This is a genomic window from Nocardia sp. NPDC051750, from assembly GCF_044453135.1.
GTDB lineage: Bacteria > Actinomycetota > Actinomycetes > Mycobacteriales > Mycobacteriaceae > Nocardia.
The window spans coordinates 947,200-970,443 of the sequence record NZ_JBITCK010000002.1; the positions used below are offsets into that span (position 1 = coordinate 947,200).

General features: G+C 63.0%; 25 protein-coding genes. 18 read left to right on the forward strand and 7 right to left on the reverse strand.

Annotated elements, in window-relative coordinates; genetic code table 11:
- Nucleotides 1-79: 79 nt before the first annotated feature.
- The 4 genes from ACIA75_RS11760 to ACIA75_RS11775 form a co-directional block, all read right to left on the reverse strand.
- On the reverse strand, nucleotides 80-352 hold the full coding sequence (locus ACIA75_RS11760) for a hypothetical protein (protein WP_397102726.1): 273 nt from the start codon (nucleotides 350-352) through the stop codon (nucleotides 80-82).
- A gap of 661 nt (nucleotides 353-1,013) precedes the next feature.
- Entirely contained in the window at nucleotides 1,014-1,382 is a 369-nt protein-coding gene (locus ACIA75_RS11765; RefSeq protein WP_397102728.1) for a hypothetical protein, read from the reverse strand.
- Nucleotides 1,383-1,453: 71 nt separating this feature from the next.
- Nucleotides 1,454-1,975, reverse strand: a complete 522-nt coding sequence (locus ACIA75_RS11770; RefSeq protein ID WP_397102730.1) for a hypothetical protein — start codon at nucleotides 1,973-1,975, stop codon at nucleotides 1,454-1,456.
- A 35-nt stretch (nucleotides 1,976-2,010) separates the two neighbouring features.
- On the reverse strand, nucleotides 2,011-2,478 hold the full coding sequence (locus tag ACIA75_RS11775) for a contact-dependent growth inhibition system immunity protein (RefSeq protein WP_397102732.1): 468 nt from the start codon (nucleotides 2,476-2,478) through the stop codon (nucleotides 2,011-2,013).
- A gap of 161 nt (nucleotides 2,479-2,639) precedes the next feature.
- On the opposite strand from ACIA75_RS11775, the gene ACIA75_RS11780 reads away from it, so the two are divergent.
- The 7 genes from ACIA75_RS11780 to ACIA75_RS11810 all read left to right on the forward strand — a co-directional run bounded on the left by ACIA75_RS11780 (nucleotide 2,640) and on the right by ACIA75_RS11810 (nucleotide 8,126).
- Nucleotides 2,640-3,527, forward strand: coding sequence for a DUF3048 domain-containing protein (locus ACIA75_RS11780; protein WP_397103459.1), 888 nt, complete (start codon nucleotides 2,640-2,642; stop codon nucleotides 3,525-3,527).
- 212 nt (nucleotides 3,528-3,739) lie between these two features.
- The gene (locus ACIA75_RS11785; RefSeq protein WP_397102734.1) at nucleotides 3,740-4,135 is read left to right on the forward strand and encodes a WXG100 family type VII secretion target; all 396 of its coding nucleotides are present in this window, start codon (nucleotides 3,740-3,742) and stop codon (nucleotides 4,133-4,135) included.
- A complete protein-coding gene (locus ACIA75_RS11790) occupies nucleotides 4,132-4,428 on the forward strand; it encodes a WXG100 family type VII secretion target (RefSeq protein ID WP_397102736.1) in 297 nt (98 codons plus the stop codon). The genes ACIA75_RS11785 and ACIA75_RS11790 overlap by 4 nt, the downstream gene beginning before the upstream one ends.
- Nucleotides 4,429-4,552: 124 nt before the next feature.
- The gene (locus ACIA75_RS11795) at nucleotides 4,553-5,716 is read left to right on the forward strand and encodes a hypothetical protein (protein ID WP_397102738.1); all 1,164 of its coding nucleotides are present in this window, start codon (nucleotides 4,553-4,555) and stop codon (nucleotides 5,714-5,716) included.
- A complete protein-coding gene (locus ACIA75_RS11800; RefSeq protein WP_397102740.1) occupies nucleotides 5,713-6,054 on the forward strand; it encodes a hypothetical protein in 342 nt (113 codons plus the stop codon). The genes ACIA75_RS11795 and ACIA75_RS11800 overlap by 4 nt, the downstream gene beginning before the upstream one ends.
- Before the next feature lie 443 nt (nucleotides 6,055-6,497).
- The gene (locus ACIA75_RS11805; RefSeq protein ID WP_397102742.1) at nucleotides 6,498-7,670 is read left to right on the forward strand and encodes a molybdenum metabolism regulator; all 1,173 of its coding nucleotides are present in this window, start codon (nucleotides 6,498-6,500) and stop codon (nucleotides 7,668-7,670) included.
- A 72-nt stretch (nucleotides 7,671-7,742) separates the two neighbouring features.
- Entirely contained in the window at nucleotides 7,743-8,126 is a 384-nt protein-coding gene (locus ACIA75_RS11810) for a DUF3048 C-terminal domain-containing protein (protein WP_397103460.1), read from the forward strand.
- Nucleotides 8,127-8,213: 87 nt separating this feature from the next.
- Here ACIA75_RS11810 and ACIA75_RS11815 read toward each other — a convergent pair whose 3' ends face one another.
- Nucleotides 8,214-8,618 carry a hypothetical protein gene (locus ACIA75_RS11815; RefSeq protein WP_397102744.1) on the reverse strand — a complete coding sequence of 135 codons (405 nt, stop codon included), beginning with the start codon at nucleotides 8,616-8,618 and terminating at the stop codon, nucleotides 8,214-8,216.
- Entirely contained in the window at nucleotides 8,615-9,355 is a 741-nt protein-coding gene (locus ACIA75_RS11820) for a hypothetical protein (protein WP_397102746.1), read from the reverse strand. Before ACIA75_RS11820 ends, ACIA75_RS11815 begins: the two co-directional genes overlap by 4 nt.
- A gap of 818 nt (nucleotides 9,356-10,173) precedes the next feature.
- Between ACIA75_RS11820 and ACIA75_RS11825 the strand changes: the two genes are divergently transcribed.
- The 11 genes from ACIA75_RS11825 to ACIA75_RS11875 all read left to right on the forward strand — a co-directional run bounded on the left by ACIA75_RS11825 (nucleotide 10,174) and on the right by ACIA75_RS11875 (nucleotide 22,524).
- Entirely contained in the window at nucleotides 10,174-10,680 is a 507-nt protein-coding gene (locus ACIA75_RS11825) for a YbaB/EbfC family nucleoid-associated protein (RefSeq protein ID WP_397102748.1), read from the forward strand.
- A 28-nt stretch (nucleotides 10,681-10,708) separates the two neighbouring features.
- A complete protein-coding gene (locus ACIA75_RS11830; RefSeq protein WP_397102750.1) occupies nucleotides 10,709-11,017 on the forward strand; it encodes a WXG100 family type VII secretion target in 309 nt (102 codons plus the stop codon).
- A complete protein-coding gene (locus ACIA75_RS11835; protein WP_397102753.1) occupies nucleotides 11,017-16,638 on the forward strand; it encodes a toxin glutamine deamidase domain-containing protein in 5,622 nt (1,873 codons plus the stop codon). Before ACIA75_RS11830 ends, ACIA75_RS11835 begins: the two co-directional genes overlap by 1 nt.
- A gap of 330 nt (nucleotides 16,639-16,968) precedes the next feature.
- Nucleotides 16,969-17,562: a hypothetical protein gene (locus ACIA75_RS11840; RefSeq protein ID WP_397102755.1), complete on the forward strand. Its 594-nt coding sequence runs from the start codon at nucleotides 16,969-16,971 to the stop codon at nucleotides 17,560-17,562.
- Nucleotides 17,563-17,815: 253 nt separating this feature from the next.
- Nucleotides 17,816-18,304, forward strand: coding sequence for an SMI1/KNR4 family protein (locus ACIA75_RS11845; RefSeq protein WP_397102757.1), 489 nt, complete (start codon nucleotides 17,816-17,818; stop codon nucleotides 18,302-18,304).
- Between the two features lie 95 nt (nucleotides 18,305-18,399).
- Complete coding sequence (locus ACIA75_RS11850) at nucleotides 18,400-18,705, forward strand: hypothetical protein (protein WP_397102759.1); 306 nt, start codon at nucleotides 18,400-18,402, stop codon at nucleotides 18,703-18,705.
- A 54-nt stretch (nucleotides 18,706-18,759) separates the two neighbouring features.
- Nucleotides 18,760-19,449 (forward strand): hypothetical protein, encoded by a 690-nt coding sequence (locus tag ACIA75_RS11855; protein WP_397102761.1) that lies wholly within the window; start codon nucleotides 18,760-18,762, stop codon nucleotides 19,447-19,449.
- Nucleotides 19,450-20,319: 870 nt separating this feature from the next.
- On the forward strand, nucleotides 20,320-20,610 hold the full coding sequence (locus tag ACIA75_RS11860; RefSeq protein WP_397102763.1) for a WXG100 family type VII secretion target: 291 nt from the start codon (nucleotides 20,320-20,322) through the stop codon (nucleotides 20,608-20,610).
- A gap of 25 nt (nucleotides 20,611-20,635) precedes the next feature.
- The gene (locus tag ACIA75_RS11865; RefSeq protein WP_397102765.1) at nucleotides 20,636-20,932 is read left to right on the forward strand and encodes a WXG100 family type VII secretion target; all 297 of its coding nucleotides are present in this window, start codon (nucleotides 20,636-20,638) and stop codon (nucleotides 20,930-20,932) included.
- A complete protein-coding gene (locus tag ACIA75_RS11870) occupies nucleotides 20,929-22,272 on the forward strand; it encodes a DUF6883 domain-containing protein (protein WP_397102767.1) in 1,344 nt (447 codons plus the stop codon). The genes ACIA75_RS11865 and ACIA75_RS11870 overlap by 4 nt, the downstream gene beginning before the upstream one ends.
- 30 nt (nucleotides 22,273-22,302) lie before the next feature.
- Nucleotides 22,303-22,524: a DUF4926 domain-containing protein gene (locus tag ACIA75_RS11875; protein ID WP_397102769.1), complete on the forward strand. Its 222-nt coding sequence runs from the start codon at nucleotides 22,303-22,305 to the stop codon at nucleotides 22,522-22,524.
- Between the two features lie 339 nt (nucleotides 22,525-22,863).
- Here the strand turns inward: ACIA75_RS11875 and ACIA75_RS11880 are convergent, their stop codons facing one another.
- Nucleotides 22,864-23,187 carry a hypothetical protein gene (locus tag ACIA75_RS11880; protein WP_397102771.1) on the reverse strand — a complete coding sequence of 108 codons (324 nt, stop codon included), beginning with the start codon at nucleotides 23,185-23,187 and terminating at the stop codon, nucleotides 22,864-22,866.
- Nucleotides 23,188-23,244: the final 57 nt, after the last annotated feature.

A 23,244-nucleotide genomic window follows, 5' to 3' on the forward strand; every position in this document is an offset into this window, starting at 1 on the left:
CGGCAGTGCTGGAGACGGGTTCTACTGCGAAGTCGAGGGCGGCGAGCCTCGTGAATCCCCCCAGATGTGTCCGGCGCGCCTATTCGTCAGCGGGCGGGTCGATGCGCTGATCGGGGACTGTGCCGGTCTTCTCGTTGAGCATCTCCCGGAGTCTCGTGAGCGACTCGCGGTTCTCTTCGTCCAGGTGCCTGCGGTAGGCGTCATCGTAACTCTCGAGCAGCGAATCGGTGAGCGGATGGCGCGGCCCGAGTAGTACGTGAGATCGGGCGGCCGCTCGTTTGATCAGCTCACTCGCCTCGAGGTATCGGCCTTCCGCGCGGCGACTGTCGGCAGCCGAGATCCATGCATTCATTTGCTGCAAGTGCTGACGGCTCCGTTGGTATATGGACCAGGTCAGGAAGCAGCTGAACGCGACCGCCGCCCCCACCCACTTCCACGACCAGGTTCCACTGATCAAGTTCGCCACCGACGCGACCCCCACGGCTATGAGTGTGGAGTATCCGAAGAATACGGCCACTGTCCTGTTCATCGGTAACATCGCATACCCTTCCCGAGTCCCCGGATCCGGGCCGCCGCCGCTGGGTCGACAACGAACTGACCACGGCCAGAATGTCTTCCGGCGCAACGGTAATGTCGCTAGCGGTACAGATCCCCCTTGATCAAGCATAGTGCGGTCTTCACGAGCCGAGTCGCCTCCGGGCCCGGTGCGAGCCAAGCTTCGCCTTCGATTTCCCTTCTGAAGTATCGGCCGGCATCACCGCCTGCGGCATTCGGCCGACCGGCAGCGGTGGTAACGGGTGCTTCCGGCGGACTGGGTGGTGCGTAAAGCTATCACCGCGATCGAGCGCGACGGGGGCGAAGTCGACGCCGCCGAGCTCCCCGCCCGCATTATGGCCAAACTTGCGGGTGTAGCGCCCGAATTCACGGCCCCGTCTCGGGCGGAGGAAAGAGATCATCGCGTGGGGCGACCAGGTGGTCGAAGGTCTGCGTCACCGCCGCTGAGGACTGCCGGGCTACACGAGATCGATCTGGTCAGGCTCAGGTAGCTGTGTGGGCCGTTCGTCGCCATACCAGGCGTATTCGATTCCGCTCAGCCGGCCGGCTTCGACCCAGAGGATGACCTCACCGCCCGGCCTTCCCGCGGGGTCGGTAACAGCTCCGTTCGCGACGATCCCGTCCGTGACACCGCCCGCCGGGGCGGGACCCGGGCGTACCTCAACATCAACGCTGGGCGATCCGGCGCCCCAGGTCGATACCACCTGCGCATAGGGGATCTGCGCACGGTATTCGGCAGAACCGTGTCGACCCGCCGACAACATCTTCGTTATGACTGCGGCCTCGAGGTCGGTCAGCGGCCTCGGCTGAATCGGGGTACTACCCATCGCATCTCCTTGGTCTTACCGGCCGTGCCGTCGAGGCCTTTGTGGGGATCGGTTGGAAGCCCTCTCGCCGACTAATCGTCAGCGGCAACAATGAGTCGAAGCGTCCCGCCTGTCGTGTCGACCGTGACGATCTCATGAAACTCGGTGTGTATGAATCCGTAGTCGTTGACCGCCGAGGAGTCGAGACGGGGCAGCGTGACGATTTCTGTGGCGGTGCGAGCGGGCCCGAACACTTCCCGGTCGATCACCTGGCGCAGCGCATCCGGAACGACACCGCACTGATCGACCCAGCGGGTGACCAGTGCGATGACGGAGTCGGTCGATGCGGGGGTGTAGGAGTCCGGGGTAATCCGGTCGATCCGATATGGGCCGTGGCGGGTGCCCGCCGGGTCCACTCCGCCGCCGATGTAGTCGTCACGGAAATGCTGATTGCCGATCAGCGCGGAAAGCAGTTCGCGAGCGGTTGCCGGAGGCTCGGTGATCGTGAACCGCTTGATATCGATCCACTGCCGCGAGGGATTGCCCTCCTCGGGGAAGTCCCGGAAATTGATGAAGGAAGTGCCCTCGTATTCCAGGCCAGGTGCTGTCTGCACGGGCTCAGCCTCCGATTATCTGTGGTGAGAAGCGGTCATGCCCGGCGCCACTCGTCGATCGACGACCAGATCACGCTGTGGGATGCACCGGACTCTTCGAGGTCGCTGTCCTCGGATATCCGTTCGATCAGCTTCTCGATTCGAGTGATGAGTTCAGCGGAGCAGGATGACCTTGGATGGCAACGCAGAAGAGCCGTCAACAGGTCGCCGGGGTAGAAGTCGCCTCCGGCGAGCGGATCGGTATCCAGGACGTCCAGGACCACCGGAGTCAGTGCGTCGGTGCCCACTCTTTGTGAGATGAGGATCCGGAGGTCTTCGACGGTGAGGTCCGGCAATGGGACGTCTCTCAGCTCGTGCACGGTCTTCACGAGCCGAGTCGCGTCCGGACCCGGGGCGGGCCAAGCTTCGCCTTCGATCTGCGTAAGCGACCGCGGATCACGATTCTTCACTCGATTTCCCTTTCCGGAGTATCGGCCGGAATCATCGCCTGCGGCGCGGACCACAGCCGCGACCGGGTCGGCGCTCGGGATGGGCGGACAGCATCGTCCAGCGGCCGGCTCGACCTCTCCTACCTGGTCAAGCGTAGAATCGGGTGCGTTCAGAGGTCTCCCTTATGCAGCAGCGATGGTGGGTGTGGATAGCCGCGTTCCTGACGACACTGGGGATGTGCGCGGCGTTCGCATGCAGCAGTGGCACCCGATCCGATCGACCTCCTCCCGACACATCCTCCCGGGTAGGGGAGCCCGTGATGGTCGCGAAGATCGACAACAGCCCGGAGGCACGGCCACCGGTAGGGCTCGCAGCCGCCGATTTGGTCTACGTCGAGCCGGTCGAGGGTGGTTTGAGCCGGTTGGCCGCCGTGTTCTCGGCCGACAAACCCCCGGTGATCGGGCCTGTTCGCAGCGCGCGGGAAACGGATCTGACGCTGTTGGACCAGTTCGGCAACCCGACGCTGGCATCCTCGGGTGCCGCACCCGAGCTGGTTGCCGCCATCGATCAGTCCTCGCTGCAGAACGCCTCGGCCGAGCGGCAACCTGCGGCGTACTTCCGCGACTACAGTCGCGTCGCTCCGCACAATATGTTCGTCCGCTCGGATCAGCTGCCCGAAGGCGGCGGCTGGCCGGCGGCTTCGCAACCGCACTTCGGTCCTGCGCCCGACGGTGGCGAGCCCACACAATATCGGGAAGCGCGGTATCAGGACACCGTGATGGGTTTCGACTGGTCACCCGACCACCAGCGGTGGCTGGTATCCATGGACGGTGCCGCCTACACCGAGGCCGATACCGGACAGGTCATGGCGAGTACGGTCGTGCTGCAGAGTGTGCAGGTGCAGAACTCGGCCATCAGCGACGTCGCGGGCAGCGTCTCACCCCTCGCCGAGACGACCGGTAGCGGTCAGGCACTCGTACTTCGCGACGGTCAAGCATTCCCGGCGGAGTGGTCCCGGCCCTCCGCGGATGCGGGCACAACCTATACGACCCCCACCGGTACAGCCATTCCGTTTGCGCCGGGGCAGGTCTGGACAGTCCTGATTCCAGCGCAGCTCTGGTAACCGGGACCGCGCTGCCTCCACTTGATCGGGGGAGCCTGGCTCGACCACGAACGCAGCCATTTTCTCCTGAGGTGTGTGCAGTGTCAGCGAGTCGGCCCGGGGCAAGACCGCCCGCAGGCCACTCGTGAGCCCTGGCCGCCCCGTATCCCGGTTCCTCTCCAGCCACCTGATTCAGCGCGACGCTATCGTGGGGTGATCCAAAAGTATTGGGAGTGACCGTGTTCAGCCGTACTGGACAAGAGGTTGCGCGGGGAGAAGTCTCCCGTACCCTTGAGGCCATGGTAGATCAAGGGGGGAATCCGAACCCTGCCGGCGTTGTTGTTGTGCCTGAGGAAGTTCGGGCGGTCGGTCGCTTCGTAGCAGATATCGCGGGAAGTATTCGTTCAGGTTTGGACTCGGCCAGTACGGACGTGGATGCACTTCTCGCGGACGGGTGGACGGGCGATCTCTCCGATGAGTTCTTCGGTGGCTGGACCGAGCTCCGTGACGGTGGAAAGAAAATCTTGCAGGCATTGGACGGAATGGCCGAACAGCTGGGAGTCCAATCGGATGCCTATGAGGCCACTGACAGGGATACATCCCAGCAGTTCCCGAGTTTGAACCTGTGAAGTCAGAATTCACCGTAGACCTCGAGCGCCTCGATGGCATTGCTGTTCGTCTGGCAAATCTCGCAACCTATATCACCGAGCAGCTCGACCTGATCGACGACAAGGTAGCGGGCCTCGACGGAGCTTGGGAGGCAGTCGCTGCGGCCGCCTACAGGGATGTTCACCAACTGTGGTCGACGGGAGCGCGCGAGTTTGCGACCGGAATGAACGAGATGAGTGACGCCGCCCGCGAGGCGCATGACCGCTATACGAGCGCTATCGAGTTCAACCGAAAGTTACTGGGCGATGGGTGAGCCGGTCATCAGAGTGGACTAGCGCCTGTACTACGATGCAGCGCAGAAATGCCACGATCTCGCCGATGAGCTCCGGGTTGCTGACAAGCCGGTCCATGACGCTATCAAAGGCGAATGCGGAGGTATGGCAGGGGATGCGCCCGGTTGCAAGCAATGGGGCGAAGTTTATGATAAACGCGCTCACGCAATCCTACAGGCGTGCACAAATCTCGCCGATGCGCTGACAAATTTCGGGTACCTGCTGCGCGCAATAGGTTACAGGCACGGGGTTGCGAACAACAGTCATCCCGACCGTCCAACTATCCTGCAGATGTCTGTGCATACTGTGCAGATTCCCAGTTCTGTTGCGGATAACGGCAATGGTCTGCGCAATGAAGGTGGGATAGCTGAGTTCTTCGATGAGCTCGTTCAGAAGGTCAGTGGCCAGTTTGGCAAACTGCCGAACGGCGATATCGACAAGCTGGCTCGCGCCAATGCTGCTTGGGCCATATTCGGTGATCACCAGGCCGTCACCGGTTCTGTCGCACGAATAACCACAATCGCCGACATGTTCATCGGCATGGACGAGCCGACCACCGCGCAGCTGATTGCAGACCATTTCAATATCCTGAAGAAGGCTGCCCAAGGGGTCATAGATTCCGCTCCGTTTATCGGTCTGTGCGTGGAGAACTATCGAACCTCCACAGTCGATGTCAGCACGACCATCAAACACGAAGTCGAACACCTGCTCTTCGAGATCGGCGTCACGATTGCTGCTGCCGCCGCGATCTCTTGGCTCAGTTTCGGTGGCAGTCTCGCAGCCGCGGGAGTGGGCGTCAGCGGTATGGTGGTCCGTACCGTCACGGCAATACATGATGCATACGTACTTAGCAACCTGGCAGAAGTCCTGGGGCTCGCTATCCTGGCGGACGGGGCGGTCGGCGCAACCAAAGAATTCGACGTCCTTCCCGACCTCGCGCCCGTCACGGCGGAATTGGCTGCGATCATATCCAAACAGGCGCTCATCTACGAGGCATCGCCGAAGCACGGTCCGAAACAGAGAGGTGATGCGGCGCCTGCGCCGACGAATCCGCAGGAGACCCTTGATAACTCCGTGCGCCTGAACGAAAATACACCGCGACGTGTAGGGTATGATCCGGCAACTGGCGAATTTGCCATTTTCGACTTAACCGAACACGAAACGGGAATATATCACGGGCACAGGCGCACATGGGAAGAACTTACCCCGGGGCAGCAGAGTGTATTGATAAAAGCTGGCGTGGTGGACAGGAAGGGAAGGCCGTTGTGAAGTATCAGGAGTTGCATCCGATTGATCGCGAGGAAGCACTCGCGATGCTCGAGGCCGGCGATATTCGGAGTGTTTCTCAAGCAATCCTGAGGCTCGCGTTGCACGATCCGGACGACCACTGGGTGACCGAACAGGCATTGAATCTGCTGAACAGCCCGGAAGTCGGTATCAGGGTCGTGGCAGCCACCGCACTCGGTCATACTGCTCGAATCCATAGGAAGGTCGACGAGCGGGTTGTACCTGCATTGCAGCAGATGCTGACCGATCCGGAAACGTCCGGACGTGCGCAGGATGCATTGGACGATATCGAAATGTTCGCGTTGCGCCCAGGCCAATAAGCAGCAAACCCTTCATGCGGCCCGCCTTCGAGTTGGATTGCAATGTCCGGCACCGCGTTTCGTCTCGGTGACGGTGGCGACAGGCATGAGTCGGTACTGCTGGGCCAGAAGCTCCAGCTCGGTTCGGTCCCAGAGGTTTCCGGTGTCGTCTGTGAATCTACTGGATGATTCTTGTTCAGCTTCACTGTCCTGATCGCCACGGAGCCCGCTGCCTCACCCCTGCAGTGGTGGCTTCCCAGGCCGGGGTGACACACCGATTGGCCACCCTGTCCATGTGGCTTTGATGACTGATCCTGGCTGCAAGACAACTTTCGAGGAACGTCTCGTACGATCCGAGGGGAGCGTTGGTGCCGGCTTCCCAGGATCGGCAGGCTCTCTCTCCGAAATTCGGTGTCCCTTGCTAACTTGTCGCGTTCTGATCCGACGAAGCGACGAGGCGAACTATGGCAATCGGAAACAACATCGGTTTCGAAGAGTCCGAGGATGTGATGTCCGCGCCGGTGCTGTGGAGTTTTCATTCTGGCGCCGACGCTTCCGGTGTTGTCGTGGACGAGCGGGGCTGTTGGGTGGGCACCGAGTGCGGTGACGTGTTCACCTTGACGCCGGAGGGCATGGTCACCGGCCGATTCCGGCTGCCGAGTGCTGTCGAATACGTTGTGGCCGATGGTTTCTGGATCTACGCCGTATGCTCCGACAACCAGGTCTACGATCTGTCCGGCGCGGTGCCGAGAGTCGCCTACGAAATACCGGCCGAAATCGATATCTGCTCGCTCGACATCCATGAAGGCCTCCTCTGCGTCACCGACCGGCAAGGTGTCGTCACCGCGATCGATTGGAACGGGGAATTGCTGTGGAGTACTCCCGGCGACGAGGGCGGGGTGATCCAGATCGACTCGCATGCCGTCTACCACGGGCATTCCGCCGGTGTCACCGGATATGACTTGGAAGCCGGATACCGAGTGTGTCACGAGGACACCGATGGCGCGGTCCTGTCCGGCTGCCAGGATTCGAACGCGTTCTACGCCGGCACCGATGACAACTCTGTCGAGGTGGTCGGTAAGGACGAATGGGCGGGGATCAGCTACAACGGCGATGCGCCGGTACAGTCCTGCGCCACCGCCCTCGACGGCCGTGTCTTCGCCGGGGACGACTGCTCCTCGGTGTACTGCTGGGACATGTCGCGATGCGGTGCGTGGAAATGGGCCACCGGCTGCGGCTCGGCCTCTTCCATGCAGTACCACGACGACAAGCTGTACCTGGTCACCACCACCGGAACCCTCGCCTGTCTCGATGTCAGCGAGGCCGCCTTCCGCGACGCCGAGCAGGGTGTGCTGCCCGAGACGGTGTCGGTGACGGCTCCGGAGATCGCCGCCGTGGTGCCCGGCAACACCGTCGAGGTCACCTCCGACGCCGGGACCGGCGTTGTGGTCGAATGCGTTCTACAGAACGGCGAGCAGTGCGTAATCGCCGTCTCCCCTGATCATGTGTTGTCCTTGGAGGTCCAGTTCCCCAAGGACCTGTGGCGTTCCGGTGCCCGCTACGTGGTCGATGACGTGGACGAACCCGAGCGCGGCTTTTTCTACCGAGTTCGCGGCGACATCCGGCAGCTGATCTGACCGCCGGCCGGTCACGGGGCGACCGGTAATCAGCAGAAGCCGTATGGCTGATCCTCTGAGTCAGGTGCGCATATCAGTTCTCGTGAGCTTGCGGGGTATAAGCCTCATCCAGCCGGTTTCGACTGGTCACCCGACCACCAGCGGTGGCTGGTATCCATGGACGGTGCCGCCTACACCGAGGCCGATACCGGACAGGTCATGGCGAGTACGGTCGTGCTGCAGAGTGTGCAGGTGCAGAACTCGGCCATCAGCGACGTCGCGGGCAGCGTCTCACCCTTGGCCGAGACGACCGGTAGCGGTCCGGCACTCGTACTTCGCGACGGTCAAGCGTTTCCGGCCGAGTGGTCCCGGCCGTCGCCACAGGCAGGCACAACCTATACGACCCCCACCGGTACAGCCATTCCGTTTGCGCCGGGGCAGGTCTGGACAGTCCTGATTCCAGCGCAGCTCTGGTAACCGGGACCGCGCGGCAACACGCAATCCGCATCACTGGATCGGTAGATCCAGGTTCAGCAGTCGGTGCGCACGAAGATCCAGCGCGTTTCACCGCCTCCGTCGTGGATGACGACGTATCGGCGTGGATCGCGGTATTCGTCGATCGAGTGTTCGTTTTCCGGTATCGACCGAGAGGACGTCGGCCATTCCGCTGTCCTGCCAGAAAGACTGCCACGACGGAGGAACTCCGGGTTCGAACCGACTGAGGCCGGACAGCCGCGTGAATTCACCGACCGAGTCGGCGGGAATATCGACGACTGCTGCCGAGGTTGCCTCGCGAAAGGCGTTGTCGGTCCACGACCACAAGGCATCCATCTCCTCAGGGAAGACAATGCCGGCGCATTCAACCAGGTCGCGAGCCTCTTCCTCGTCGGACGCGCACCCCGCGACAGTCGACACGATGATGCATGCCGCCACACCGACGGCCGTCCGACGAATGATTCGGTGCGTCACAGGTTTCCGATCCATCGTTCGAGTCGTGGCGCTTCTCCGTGGACACGGAAACTCCGGGCCCAGCCGAATTCTTCGAGTTCCCGCATCTCGTTGTTGATGTTCGTTCCGATATTCAGTCGGAACGTGTCCAGCTTCTTGTGGTCGAAGTTGTAGAACTCGTAGATGTAGATACGGTAGATGATCTCTGCGCGAAGCCCGCCGTCTTCTGAATACACTGTGGGGTCGCTACCGACAGCAACATCGTAATGCCCTAACGCGTAGCCGATATCGCCCTCTTCGGGCTCTGCCCCCAGCCATGGCGAGGTCAGCTCTCGTGTGACGCCGGTCTGGGGGTCGCGCCGCGCCTGGTCCTTGATTGTTTCCAGGCACTTGGCGACCTGATCTCTCGCGCCGCTCGTTGCGATGACCCGTTCGACGTTGGACGGACTGATCTCGTAGACGAAGTCCGACCCGTTGTTGTCGAGGTAGGCGGAGAAGATATCCGCCGCGAAGTCGAATCCCCTGAAGGCCCGGGTGATGTGGTCGATGAGCGTGGTCACGGCATTCTTTCCGGATTCTGCTGCGCGTTTCAGGTCGTCGACTGCCGCGGTGACCTCGGAGCGTGTGGACTCGTCGATCGGCTTGTCGATCAGGCCTGCCCACGAGGCCAGGGGCAGGGTCATGTTGTGGAAGGTCATGGGTGCGACGACCGCGGCTGCCAGAGTGAGAGGCAGGTTGTACACCTGGCGTTCGAGCACATCCGGCGTTCTCGACGATCTTCGCGACGATGTCGAGGTCGAGGCTGCGAGTGTCCACCGCTTGTGCGAACTGGGTTGTTGTGAGGGCGAAAGCCCGGGCGGCGTCCCCTGTCCAGAACTGCTGTAGCCAGGTGGTGCCGTTGGTGAGGTTCTGTGCGGTGACGTAGTCGTCGATGCCCATCGAACGGATGCGTATGCCGATGCCCTGCAGCGCTTCCCAGCCGCCGACCAGGGGCGCGAGATAATCCGCCGCCGGCTTCATCCCGATAGCACTGCCGAGCACGTCGTCGTATGGGCCGATGGTTTCGACCACGCTGGTGAGGGTGCGGGCGATGGTGTAGGCGGGTTCGTTCTCGATCGTGGAGGCCGACAAGTTCAATCCCGTGAATCGGGCGACCCCGCCGTCGGAACCCTCGGCCGCGGCGCCGGTGCTTCCTGTCAGCTGCTGACCGGTAAGGGCAAGGGTCTGTCCGGTGGATCCGTCGGTGGCCTGGTACTGGGTGGCGTTGTCGGCCAAGGTGGTGGCGTAGGCGTCGAGCGGGTCCGGTCCTGCCCGTGTAGCCCGCCGAACGCAGTCCGGAAGTCCGTGAGTATGGGCGTCACGGTGGCCAGCAGTCCCGAAGTGATGTTCCCCAGCCACTCCTCGAACTGGAGCATGCACTACGCGGCCAGTACCTGCTCACGGACGAGGCTTGGCACGCCGTCCCGATTTGCCTTGACTCCGATGTGATGATGGAATCCGGAGGGACAGGATGGGACCGTTCGCGGATCGGTGCGCCGGAACAAGTACTGAGGCGACGACCGGTAAGGGGGGCCGAGTGAGCGAGCGCGAGGAGAAGCGGGCACGGAACGATCGGATGCGGGCCGAGATGGATGCCCTACTGGAGTCGTTCGAACAGCAGCGCGCACAGCTGGGAGAACTCCAGGCCCGGCTGGCGGCCACGACGGTGAGTGTGTGGTCGGCCGACAATATGGTCCGGATCGATAGCAATGTGGCCGGGATCCCGGTCGATGTGCACATCGATGCGGGGGCGTTCAAACGGACCACACCGGACAAGCTCGCCCGTTCCGTACTCGAGGCGGTGCACGCCGCGGCCCGGCAAGCCGGCGACGCCACGCAGCAGGCCGTGGCGCCGCTCGAGGCGGAGGTCGGCGCGATGCCCGATCTCTCCGAGCTCATCCCCGGCGCGCCCAGCATCCGGGACATGGTGTCGAGCTTCTCCGAACCTCCGCCGGTCACACCCCCGCAGGCCACGCCGGAACTGACCGACGAAGAGGAAGACGAGTACTTCCGCAACCGTTCCTACCTGGATCCCGGCCGGTGACCAACGAGCGCACCGGGGAGGACATGTCGTGAGTGTCCTGGGCGTCGATCCGGACGGCCTCCGCAATACCGGACCGCGATTCGGTGCGGTGGCCGCCGATATCACCACCGCGGCAGAACAATTGCGTCGCGTGCTCGACACCGAGGGGCAGTGCTGGGGCACCGACCAGGTAGGTCAGGCGTTCGCCAAGCGCTACACACCCGACCCGGGACTGGAGGCCATTCAGGACGTGCGGGACGCGTTCACCAGATATGGAGAAGATGTGGTGACCCTGGCCGACAATGTGGAGGCCCAGGAACAGATCATCTCCGGAAATCTGGGCTCGGCTGCGTCCTGATGGGTATCGAGATCCCGGACGAACTGCAATGGGTCGCCAAATGGGTTGTGGGGGCCGGGGATTGGCCGGAAGCCGACGAGACGGCCATACGGCGGATCGCCGATGCGTGGAACGGTATGGCGACGGCGCTCGAGGAGAGCTCCGGTGACGCCGACCTCACCATGCAGGCCGCGCTGACCGCACTCCACTCGGGCGAATCGCATACCGCACTCAGCGCGCACTGGGACTTGGTCGGCGGCAAGGACGACGCCGCGCTACCGAAGCTGATCGAGCATTGCCGATGGCTGGCCGACCAGGCCGATGACGGGGCGCTCGATATCGAGCACACCAAGCTGGCGATCATCACTGCCATGGTCCTGCTCGCCGCCGAACTGGTGGTGGCGGGGTTGACCGCCTGGACCGGTGTGGGTGCGGTGGCCGGTGCCGCGGCACGGGTCGCCACCCAGGCCGGGATTCGCATAGCGATCCAGATGTTGATCAAGAGGCTGGCCACCGTGGTCGGAAAGGGCGCGCTTTTCGGAGTCCTCGAAGGCGGCGCCGGTGAACTGATCCCGCACCTGATCCAGTTCGCCTCGGGAGAACGGACGGGACTGGACGGCGAGGACTGGGCGGGGCTCAGGGGCAGCGCTATCGCCGGTGCGGTGGGTGGCGCCGTGGGCGGTGGTCTGGGATCCGGCGGGCTTGCCGCACCGTTGACCAACCAGGTGGGCTCCACAGTCGGGAAGACCGTCACCGAACTCGGTGTCGAGAGTGCGGCCGGGGTCGCCGGGAATGTCGCGGGAACCGTGGCCGTCGGTGGCGAATTGACTTTGGAGACCTTCACTTCCGGAGCCGCCGGTGGCGCCGCCGAGCGCGGGGCCTCCGCGGCGGGGGAAGCCGCGGGCACACATTCCGGCCAAGGCGCCCCCTCCGCCCCCGAGACCGGTAGCCCGGCCGATACCGATCCGAGCAGCCCCGCATCAACCCCCTCGGAGTCCGGCGCTCCCGCGCAGCCGGACAACGGCGCACCAGGCGAGCAGACCGCGACACAGCCCGCCGCCACCGGGGCCGATCCGGACACCGGCTCCACCCCGAGCAGCGAATCCCCGAATTCCGTGCCGCAGAACGACTCCGCATCCACCACCTCGGCCAGTCCGGCATCGACTCCCGAAAGCACCCCCACTCGGACCGATTCCGGATCGGCACCCGAAAGTGCCGGGCCGGCACCAACTCCGGATAGCCAGGCGGCCCCGGGGGATACCGCCACCCCGTCCTCGCCCGACAGCCCGGCTTCGACCACGGACAGCACCTCACCGGGCAGTAGCCCCAACTCGTCACCCGACACGCCCGACACTGCCCCCGACGTGCCCGGCACTGCCCCCGATAGACCCGACACCCCGGCCTCCGACAGCCCCCCACCGGGCAGCAGCCCCGACCTCTCCCCTGATCCTCCCGGCACCACACCCAACACATCGGACACCCCGCAGACGGTCCTACCCGACGGAACAGTGCCGGGTAGCAGCCTCAACCTGCCACCGGATCCACCCAGCCCCACGCCGGCCACCTCGGACGCCCCCTCCGCACCGACAACGAGCGACACCGCCACCCCGCACACCTCCGGCACTCCGACGAGCACCGGCAACCCAGCCGGCACCAGCGCAGCGGCGACCACCACAACAACGGACACTCCCGCCACGTCGACACCGCCCTCCACCGCACCTCTCTCCGGCACCCCCACTTCGCAGGCCACCGAGGGCAGTCATCGGCCGAACACCGCTGCGCCCACAGCCGAGGCCGGACCGGCGGGAGCGCCACGGACCACCACCGATCCGGCCCGCGGAATCCCCCCGGGCCGCGCACCGGAAGCACCGAGTGCGGGCCCCCCGCGCCCGGCCCGCGGCGACCTCGAACGTTCCGGCCAACCCGCCGACCGTCCCGCACACCGCCTCGAACGACCGCGAGAAGCGGCGGGCCTGAACCCCTTTCGCCGGTCGCGACCGACCCCTGCGCCCGATGCCGGTCGATCGAGACCGTACGGGGACCGGGATAGTCCGAGGCCCGGTCACCGCTCCTGGGATCACCCGCCACCGCACCGACCCCCGGATGCCGGCACACCCGCACGCTCCGCCGAGCCCGCTGAACCTGTCGCGCCCCGACCAACGGACGACTCGCTCACCCCAGGGATCCACAACGAGACCGCACCGCTGGAATCCCACCCTCCGGATCGTCGGGCCCTCACCTCGCACGAACTCGCGAACCCCGCCGATCGCACGAACATGCTCAGAGCGATGCTCAACTACGCGCAGGAGAACAATCTCACCTTCGATGAAGTTCAACGGGAAGTGCGAGCCGGCGATCTCCTGATCGACCCGAACTGGAAAATTTTCCCCAGACTCCAGATCCAGGTAGTCGATGCGCTGCCGCCGCCGGACAATTTCGACGAAGCTTACTTGAACGCGGTTCTCGAGCATCACTACTCGCACAACCGCCGGGTCTCGCCCTACGACAGTATGGCCGACCCTACGTTCGAACCGGGCTGCCCGGACAATGAGCTACCCGCTCATATCACCCGTGACATGCCGGTGGACGCACTGGCCGACGCTGTGGATCCGGTTGCCGACAACCTCTTTCTGAATCAAGAAGGCGACGACGCGGTCGTGTGGCGTGATCGCTCCGCCGGCGACGCCTTTCTTCGCCAGGAGAACGCGCTGTTCCGTATGGAGAGCAGAGGGCCGGCCGAAATCGGCGGCCTCGGTGGGTTCCACTGCCGCAGGCCGGGCGACCCCAACCTCGGGGCGCACACCGGCCAGCCCACCAACGGCGGTGGATGTGTCTCGTTCTCCAACAGTCCGGAACATGTGCTCCAGCGTGAAGACTCGCTGAGCGTCGATATGCACGGAGTCGAACAACTGCCCAACGGGTTGTATCGGCAGACGCGCTACATGTACGAGGCATATCATCCCTTCGGTGTCGACGTGGAGTCCTCACATCGCGACACGGGCAATCCCAGCGGTCACCGGGAAGCGGAAGTGCTCGCACCGGGCGGACTTTCCTCCGACGTGATCTATCGCGTATGGACACGCGAAATCGTGTTCGACCCCGATAACTGGAACCAGATAGTCAGCGCCCGGGTGCTACCACCCATCTACAATCCCAATTTCCGATATAGCGATCACCCGAATTTCACCTCACCGGAGAATTCCTCCGCGCCGCCGACGAACCCCGCACCCGCACCACCACAGCCGGCTACTACCCCGGACCCCGGTCCGGGCCGGGCACCGGAAAACGAACCGCCCTCGACCCCTTACCGAGCGCCCGACAGCAACAACGAACAACCTCGACCCCGCTTCGCCACCGACCCCCTCCCCGGCGACCCCATCTGGGACCCAGCCGACATCGCGAACCTCCTCGGCAGGGACTACGCGGAGAGCGACCCTGCGCTCCCGCCACAATCCCGAGCGACGCCCGAGCCGGCGCAGCGGGACTCCGCCGGCCGCACCGACACCGATCCTCGAGCTCACCGATTCCCCCAAGGGCAGCCGGCTCCGGCACTGCACCAGGCGCCCGCCACGAATACGGGCATACCGGAATTCCCCGCTGCACGGACAGATAACGCTACGAACTCCGGCCCGGCCCGGGCACCGGAAAGCGTGCCGTCAGCCCCTGTTCCACACGCCCCGGAAAACGGTTCAGCACAGCCACCGGCGCCCCACCCCGGCCACCGTGCGCCGGAGGGTAATTCACCGGCCCGGGCCGACCGACCGCAGACGGCCGGCCCGGCCCGTCCGCAAGGCGGTCGAAGCCCTGTCGGCGACGGCCGACGCACCGACACGCCGGCTCCCCCCGGTACCCACCCGCAGAACCCACCAAACCCCACGCGTGTTTTCCGCGAAGATTGCCGTCGGCTCCCGCCGGTCGAGGGACGCGTAACACCGGTCGCACCGGCGGCACGTCCACGGTCCGGGCCCGCGTACAGCGTCCGGCATGTCGATGTCCCGGGGAATCTGCCCCGGCGGATCACCGTCGCCACGATCGCGGTCCATGTGAGCGCGCCTCCGGATGTGCCCCGCGCGGATGTGCACCGGGTGATGGAATCCGTTCAGACAACCGTCGACAGCGCCTTCAACCGCGGCCACGAACTCCCGGGCGGCGAACGGATCCTGCTCGATATCGCCTACACCAGCGATCCGGCAGCCGCGAATATCCGGGTTTCCGTCGATCCCCGGCAGAACGGGCCGAGCATCTGGAATCCGCATCACGCGGATCCCGGCACTCTCGCCGGCTTCGTGCGCGACCAGTTGGGAATCGGCCCGAGCCGACCAGGGGATCCCGGCCTGAACACCGCGGACCTCCGTGTGATCGGCAACGATATCGCCACCGCGAATACCCGCGCTCCCTTCGCCGACCCTTCCCCGGGCCGAGTCTTCGCGGATGGATACCTCCGGCCTGTCGAACGCCCGGAATACCAGGCCGCCGTCGAGGACGCCCTGCGCACCGGCGACCACTTCCAGATGTTCGCCGACCCACGAACAAATCCCTACTTCTCGCGGATCAACGACGGCGGTACCAGCGTTCCCGGCCGCAACAACAATTGCGTCGAAAGCTGCATGGCTCTCCTCTCGTCGTTCTTCGGCCGGCCCCTGGTTGCCGCGCCGTGCTGGCGAGCCGAGCAACCCGATGCGTACGGGCGGGTGACGGCCGGCGAGGCCGACAGCCTGCGGCGCGCGGCAGCCTGGCTCGGCCAGGACCTGCGGTCCGGATTCGACCTCGGCAGCACCATCAACGAGCAATTCCGCGGCCTGCACGATCAAGTCGCCCGCCTGGGGCCGGGTGCCGCGGCGTTCGTCGTCAACCAATGGCATGCCCGTGACCCCGCCACCAGAGAATTCCAGTACAGCCCCGACGGCCGGCCTGTCATCGACGGCAACCACGCCATCGCCATCGTCTACCCGCTCGGCGCCGACGGCCCGGTATGGGTGGACCCCCAGGGCAACCGTCTGGCCGAAGGCCCGCCGCAGGACCTGATCGCCGACTCGGCCGGCCTGTGGTTCAACCTGATTCCCTCCCCGATAGGCGCACCCTATGCCGGCACCGTTCCAGACCGGAGCACAGGTGGAAGCCCACCTGGACCAGGCCCGGCCCGACCAGGGGTGCTTCCCGGAGACCCCAGACCACCGATATCCGCAGAAGGAGGGCGGAGCAGCGATCCCCCGCCGCCAGGGCAGGATCCAGGGACGGCGTCCGAACGACAGCAAGCGCTCGAACATGTCCTAGCGGATCTGGAACGCGACGGCGTCGAGGTCCGATCCGATGAGGAAGCTCACGCCTACCTCGACTTCTGCGCCCGGATGCAGGGCATCGAACCCGATCAGGTGCATGCGGTAAGCCTCGGCGAGGACCTGATCATGGTCCGGCGCGAGCACGCCTCGAACGTACGGGTTCTACGTGAAGAATGGATACACACCCGCCAGGCCGCCGCCGGCCAGGTCTCTACGGGGGCCGATGGGGGATCGGTCCTGGACAACGAAATCCGAGCACGGGAAATAATCTTGGAGAACCGGAGTACATGGTGCATCACGGCCGAGGAGGTCGCTGAGATAGAAGAGGAGATAAGAATTATGCGTGAGAGAGGGCGATACTGATATGAGCACGGGGGAAGGGCCACCAGAGGTCCCCGACTTCATCCGCAAGAAGCATCCCGAGATGCCTGCCGTCGTGCTGGCCATCCACCAGTACGACGCGAGCGAAGAAGTAAGTGCGACATGTTACAAATGCAAAGCCGTGCTGCGGGTAACCGACCTTCGTGAATTCGGCATACTCGAGGTTGAATGCGGTAACGGGTGCACACGCTACCGCCAGCGTACGCCCCCCGCCGATCCGTCAACGAAACCGACGTGAAAAATCTGAAGTCCGGAATGCGCTCTTGGTATCCGGTCCAAAAATCGAGTTCGTATCAGCGATAGGAGCACCCGATGCCGGCACAGTTCCAGACCGAGGAACAGGTGAAAACCCATCTGGCACAGATCCTCGAACCCGACCGGGAGTACCGGATCTACCAGATCGATCACGGGTGGGTGTGCTCCCCGATACCGACCCAGCACGAAATCTCGGCCCAGCAGGACATCGGGATGCCGAAACTGGTGGTCGACGCGGAGATCGGAGCGATCTACGAGTACCCGAGCTGGTCGGTCGGAATGATCACCAGCAGCTTCCACACCTCCAAGGAGGCGGGCAGCCGACCCGAGGCCGTACAGATCTACCCCAGGCAGCCCCCGCCGCCCCCCGCATGGATCCCGGAACCACCCCGAACTCACCATCGCGTCCCCCAGGTGCATCTCCAGAAGGAATGGGAGGACGCCCTGATAGTCGGGTACTCGGTGAGCTTCGACAACCCGTACCTGGCCGGCAGCATATTCCCCCTGGAGATCAACAAGCAGACCCACGACGTCCAGCCCCGGGAATTCCTGCCCGGCGACCGGATACCGGAACAGGTGGCGGCGTGGATCATGCAGTACCGCCTCACCAACCGGGGGGTATGGCCCGACCAGGGGAGTTTCGACCACTAGACCCGACACCCCCACCCAACCCATAACCCGACCACAGTACAACCCATTGATCCGGAGGGGTTTTCATGACCGACGTTCGCATATTCAATCGGCTCGGAAGGCCCGCACTTCCACCGATATCGGAGAACGATCGGGCAACCGCACGCAGGAGCCCCGGGAACATGACAGGATCTCGTATCCTTCACCGGCTCGCGGGACCTTCCCGACCACCATCCATCGCGGAGGAATGCGGGGGTAGGAGGTCAACGGTCAAATGAGTTATCCGAACGAACTGGTCAAACCACTCATGGGGTCAGGTTTGGTCACCCAGGACGCAATCAAGGGGTGCACCGACGTCGAAGTAGACGAATTGAAGTCCGCTCAGTCAGTATCCGAATTACCATTTTCTTACCGCGAGTTCCTCTTGTTCGGCGGGAAGACTCCGTACTGGTTGAGCCGCGGCGGTGAGTGGGACTACGAATGGGTCCTGGAAGCAAAGGTAGTCGCCCGCGAGATCGTGCAAGAAGATTACGAAGGGAATTTTTCCCCGTTTGCCGAATCATTTATATTCGAGACACACCAGGGGTACATGTTCAGTTTCTTCAGAAAAGAGGACCTACCGTCCAACGATCCGCACTTCTGGATATACACCGGAGGAAGACCACTCCGGAGAAGCAGCACTACATTCTCGGAGTGGATTCGCAGAAATTTTGCAGAGTTGCCACGAAGGGCGGAACTGGGCGACAGACTCCACCGGAGATGAAAAGTAAACCGATAGTGACACCGAAGCCGGTCGGACTGTACCGTGAAATGTACGAGCCTGGACGTCACCAGGAACTACCCTCAATATTCGACGCGTTGACCAGCAGCGCCATAGACGATCGCGAACGTATTGCACGGTACATGAAATCCTCCCCAGGCGTCCTCGATGTCCTCGATGTAGTAATAGATATGCTGACCAAAAGCGACAAAATCGCCAGCGCATCGTCTCTCATTTCCGATGGCGAATGGATATGGCGAGTCGACTCGGTCCATTACTTCGGTCGATACAATATCGACATTCCGGAAGAGTTTCTCGAGCATGTTCGCACAAAAAACTACACCCCACCCATCGACATCACACTTTCACCCGAATTCGACTCCGAGATGCTCGAGTACTTCTAGATCGACGATCATCACCCGACCACAGTACAATCCATTGATCCCGAAGGGGTTTTCATGACCGACGTTCGCATATTCAATCGGCTCGGAAGGCCCGCACTTCCACCGATATCGGAGAACGATCGGGCAACCGCACGCAGGAGCCCCGGGAAGTGGTTCTACTACGTGGATCCCGCGGTCAGTCGCGACGGACCGATCTTTCCGGAGAACGTTATGTCCGGACGGAAAGCCGATGACGCAGGCAATGTGAGCGAAGAATACTGGATGAACGACGGATTCATTCCTGTCCCGAGTACAGCGGGAATGAAATTCGCCAACGAATTCGAATTGATATTCTGGCGAACCATGAAGGGGTACTGCCGTGCCGGCGACTTCGTGCGGGGACTTTCCGGAGCGGAATTATTGGCAGTCGCGCTCGAAGATATGCCTGATAAGGCGCCTCTGAAATACGAGGGCGAAGAAAGAGTGCTCGAGGTGTACACATCGGCACAGTTCCTACCCGCAGACACCAACCCCTTTCTTCGAATATCGCTGGCCGGAATGTACATTCTGGACTACATCTGCCCCATTGAGAACAGTGTCATACATTTCAACCCCGGGGGCGCACCGAGCATGGGTTTATGGGGCTCCACGATCCTCTCGCTGTGGAACGAACTCAAAGAAGTCGACGCGCAGATCAAGGCGGACGAGGAACGGGGCATCGTATTCGACGTACCACCGGAGCCCGGTCGCCCGAGGAGTATGTGAGCCCTCGGAATCACCGTGTTCGACCGCGGGATTGCGCGCTTGGTCGCCAGGACCTCCCGAAACTGCCCGGTCTCGTCGCGCATCGCGGAATCGGGCTCGACAGAAATCCGATTCGATCGGCGAACCGGTCCCGAGTACCCCGCCACGGACAAATCTGAGGCGAGCCGAAACAGGCTGTGGCGGAATCGGACAACTGCGCAAGCGATGGCGACGACGGGCCACGCAGTTGTCCCGTTCGGCCAGCAACCCCGGAGTGCCCGGGGCGATGCCATCGGACGAGGATGGTTCATGGCTTGTCCCGGCGTTCGGGCAGTATCACCGACAGGATCAGCACGGCGAGTGGCAGGCCGAGCGCGATGGCGAATCCGAGCGCGATCACTGTTCGGTCCGGTGCTGTGTGGTGATTGCCGACCCCAGGGGATAGGTCTGTGTTCCGGTGATCAGGTCGGCGGCTTGGGTGACCAGCCACCACGGGGTGCGTGGCTCGAGGGCGCCGAGGTGGGGGATAACGACCGCGTCCGCAGCATGCTCCGGGGTGGACTGGACGGTGATCAGCGCGGCCAGGACGGTTCACAGCTGTGGTAACCGGGACCGCGCTGCCTCCACCGTGCTCCACGTCGACCGGGGTCCTGGCAGGCGTGACCGTCGGCCGTACCAGGTAGATGCGGACCTGTTGATACTCAATGATCCGCCGGGTGGCAACCGGATGGAGACCGTTCTCGATCACCATCCTCGGCGTCGAGGTAGAGCTGCTGGTAGCCGCGAAGTGCGTCGGCTGGACGTCGCATCGGTGCGGCGGATACAGTCAGGAAGGTTGGCTGAACGGTTGGGGGGTGTAGCATTTCCGAGTCCGAGAATCCGGCACCGGCATTGCAGGTTGTTCCGGAAGAGGTTGTCGACGCAGGTCAGTTTGTTCAACAGACGGCGAATGCGCTGGTAAATGCGCTGCATTCCCTCGACACCGATATCGACGGCCTGCTCGAGGTGTGGAAGGGCGTCTCTGCCACCAGCTATCAGTCGGGTTGGCAGGAAACAAAGCAGGGTGCTGTTGCCGTCCTCGAGGCCCTGTCGACGATCGCCGAACTTCTCGGTGTCAACAGCCGCACTTATGTCGAACAGGACGAGGGCAACTCCCAGAGCTATGGATCTCTGAATATTTGATGCCGTGAATTCAAAGGGGACAGTGGTGGACGAACGAGCGTTCCAGGTCGATCTTGCGGAGCTGGAAAACATCACCGCGCGCGTGGGGAACTTTGTTGGTTTTCTGGCCGACAGTCTCACCGGCCTCGAACAGCGCATATCGACCCTGCATCAGACCTGGGGTGGCGAAGCGGCCACCGCTCAGAAAGATGCGTTTCGGCAGTGGTCGACCGGAGCAACAGATGTTGCCGAAGGTATCGACACGATGCGGCTGGCCGCGCGCGCAGCCCACGACCGTTACACAGCGGCAATCGAGGCGAACCGGCAAATGTTCGGCCGATGACGTACATCGACGTCGCCCCAAGCGTCTACTTCGATGCAGCAAAGATTTGCGGCGAGGCCGCGGCCGCCTTCTTCGAAGCAGTCACCCACCAGTTCGGCGAGCTGGCCGGACATACGAAGGATATGGCCGGAAGCATCGGGGACGGCCAGGTCTGGGCCGTTTCATACGACCAGCAAACCACCGACGCATACCTCCTCGTCAAATCTCTGATAGGCGCGATCGACAACTACGCCGGCATATTGATCGAGGCCGGATACAACTACGCCATCGCCGACTATGGCGGGAACGGGCCAGTCCCGGAGAGGCCCACCGTACCGAATTCGTCCCTTCTCTCCTGTCCGATCTCACCTCCTTCGGCCGGCGGCTCCGGCGAGGGCTTACTCGACGACGGTCTCGACCTCGCTACCCAGATCGGTGTCCCGATACCTGATGGCGACGCCGACAAACTCGCGAAAGCCGCCGCCTGCTGGAACAGCCTCGCCACCGGGCAAGCAACCACCAAACTGCCCGCGGAGCTGGAACGCGCCGCGGTGTCGTTCCAAGCTGTCACCGCTCCTGACGCGTCGTTCGTCGATGAAGACCTTCGTGAAATGAAATCGGCGGCCGAGGATCTACTCAACGCCTTCGCTGACCTTGCCACAGCATGTCGCGATCAGGAAGCAGCGCATCGGAAGCAGCGTTCAGAACTCGCCGCAGTGCTCAAGGATATGGCCTACGACATCGGTCAGGATATCGCTGTCGACCTAGCCTTGTACATTGCCGCGTCGGCGGTCACCTTTGGAATGGGCGCCACCGCAGTGGCAGCAATACGAGGGGGTCGCTATGCTCAGAAGGTCATAGACTACGTCGCCAAGATGCGTAAGGTCATGGGTGATTTCAAGCTCAAGACCACAGTGACGTTCCGAAAGCCGATTTCAACAGCGCGCCAACAGATGCAGCGCATCTTGGATCTGGTCAAGAAACGCGCGGACGACACCGGCGATCATAAACCTGATTCTCCCGGAACCAAGAAGCCGTCGCCGGGCAGCACCGAGGATAGCGTGAACAAGAAACTCACACACTATCTACTAAATCAGGAACATCCTGTAGGCGGCCCAAAAGCCAAGTGGTTCGAACAAGCGCTTGGATACACCAAGGAAAACCAAGGGGACCTCGAAAAGCAGATAAAATTCGATCCCGAAAAAGCGGTAGAAACCGGAACAACTCAATACGGTACCAAATATAATCAGACGATACCCATCGTCGGAGCGAACGGCCGAACGATCGAGGTTAATTTCGCATGGATCAGAAATGAGGATGGTGTTGTCAGGTTGGTGACGGCAATCCCGACAAAAAAGTAGAGGAGCATTGTGTACAGTGAAGGCGACACAGTGAAACTGCTGCACGCAGTTTCCCCTGAAACCAAGCCGTTCTGGCCAGGAATCGGCGGTCAAGAGATACCGGAAAATACGGTCGGCGCAGTGGTTTCCGTTTACGGAACCAGTCCGCTGAATGTCGTTTATGAAGTTGAATTTGTCGCTGATGACGGTGAAACGCTTGGAATAGTGACGCTGAGCGGTTCCGACATACAGCCACTGCGCCCAAGCGCGTAGAGCGTCGGGATCGACCCTGACCGCCGTAGTCCCCCGATCGTCATCCCCGGCGGCCCTTCGTGCCTACCGTCGAACGTTGATGATCGGATCGAAGCTGTCACAGCAGTTGTGGTGGTCTCCGGAGGGCTGGGTGAGTGCTGGGGTATGCCCGGGTCTCGGACCGGGGAATAGGCCGAAACCGCTTTCGGTGCAGTCGCCGGGGAACTCGTTCGACGCGTCACCGTGACGGCCGGCTGAGGACACGGCGGGTTCATGGCTTGTCCCGGCGTTCGGGCAGTATCACCGACAGGATCAGCACGGCGAGTGGCAGGCCGATCGCGATGGCGAATCCGAGCGCGATCATTGTTCGGTCCTGTGCTGTGTGGTGAGTGCCGACCCGAGGGGATACTTCTGCGTTCCGGTGATCAGGTCGGCGGCTTGGGTGACCACCCACCACGGGGTGCGCGGCTCGAGGGCGCCGAGGTGGGGGATCACGACCGCGTTCGCGGCGTGCTCGAGGGCGTACTGGACGGCGATCAGCGCGGCCAGGACGGCGACGGTATCGGTGTGGATGGTGTGGACGATGGTCAGCCGGTGTTTCCGCGTCAGTGCTTCGTAGGTGGCCGGGTCGTGGGTGCTGTGCAGGAGGGTAACCGCCCGTGTCGGTGCGTCCGGTTCCGTCACTGTGCTTGCTCCTCCACGATTCGATAGGGACGTACCGGGAGCGAGCCGCATGCCCTC

Bases quoted from the DNA above. Each gene is read 5' to 3' on its own strand.
- ACIA75_RS11760 (WP_397102726.1), bottom strand. From the start codon at position 352: ATGAATGCATGGATCTCGGCTGCCGACAGTCGCCGCGCGGAAGGCCGA.
- ACIA75_RS11765 (WP_397102728.1), bottom strand. From the start codon at position 1,382: ATGGGTAGTACCCCGATTCAGCCGAGGCCGCTGACCGACCTCGAGGCC.
- ACIA75_RS11780 (WP_397103459.1), top strand. From the start codon at position 2,640: ATGTGCGCGGCGTTCGCATGCAGCAGTGGCACCCGATCCGATCGACCT.
- ACIA75_RS11795 (WP_397102738.1), top strand. From the start codon at position 4,553: ATGGCAGGGGATGCGCCCGGTTGCAAGCAATGGGGCGAAGTTTATGAT.
- ACIA75_RS11805 (WP_397102742.1), top strand. From the start codon at position 6,498: ATGGCAATCGGAAACAACATCGGTTTCGAAGAGTCCGAGGATGTGATG.
- ACIA75_RS11835 (WP_397102753.1), top strand. From the start codon at position 11,017: ATGGGTATCGAGATCCCGGACGAACTGCAATGGGTCGCCAAATGGGTT.
- ACIA75_RS11840 (WP_397102755.1), top strand. From the start codon at position 16,969: ATGCCGGCACAGTTCCAGACCGAGGAACAGGTGAAAACCCATCTGGCA.
- ACIA75_RS11845 (WP_397102757.1), top strand. From the start codon at position 17,816: ATGAGTTATCCGAACGAACTGGTCAAACCACTCATGGGGTCAGGTTTG.
- ACIA75_RS11855 (WP_397102761.1), top strand. From the start codon at position 18,760: ATGACCGACGTTCGCATATTCAATCGGCTCGGAAGGCCCGCACTTCCA.
- ACIA75_RS11870 (WP_397102767.1), top strand. From the start codon at position 20,929: ATGACGTACATCGACGTCGCCCCAAGCGTCTACTTCGATGCAGCAAAG.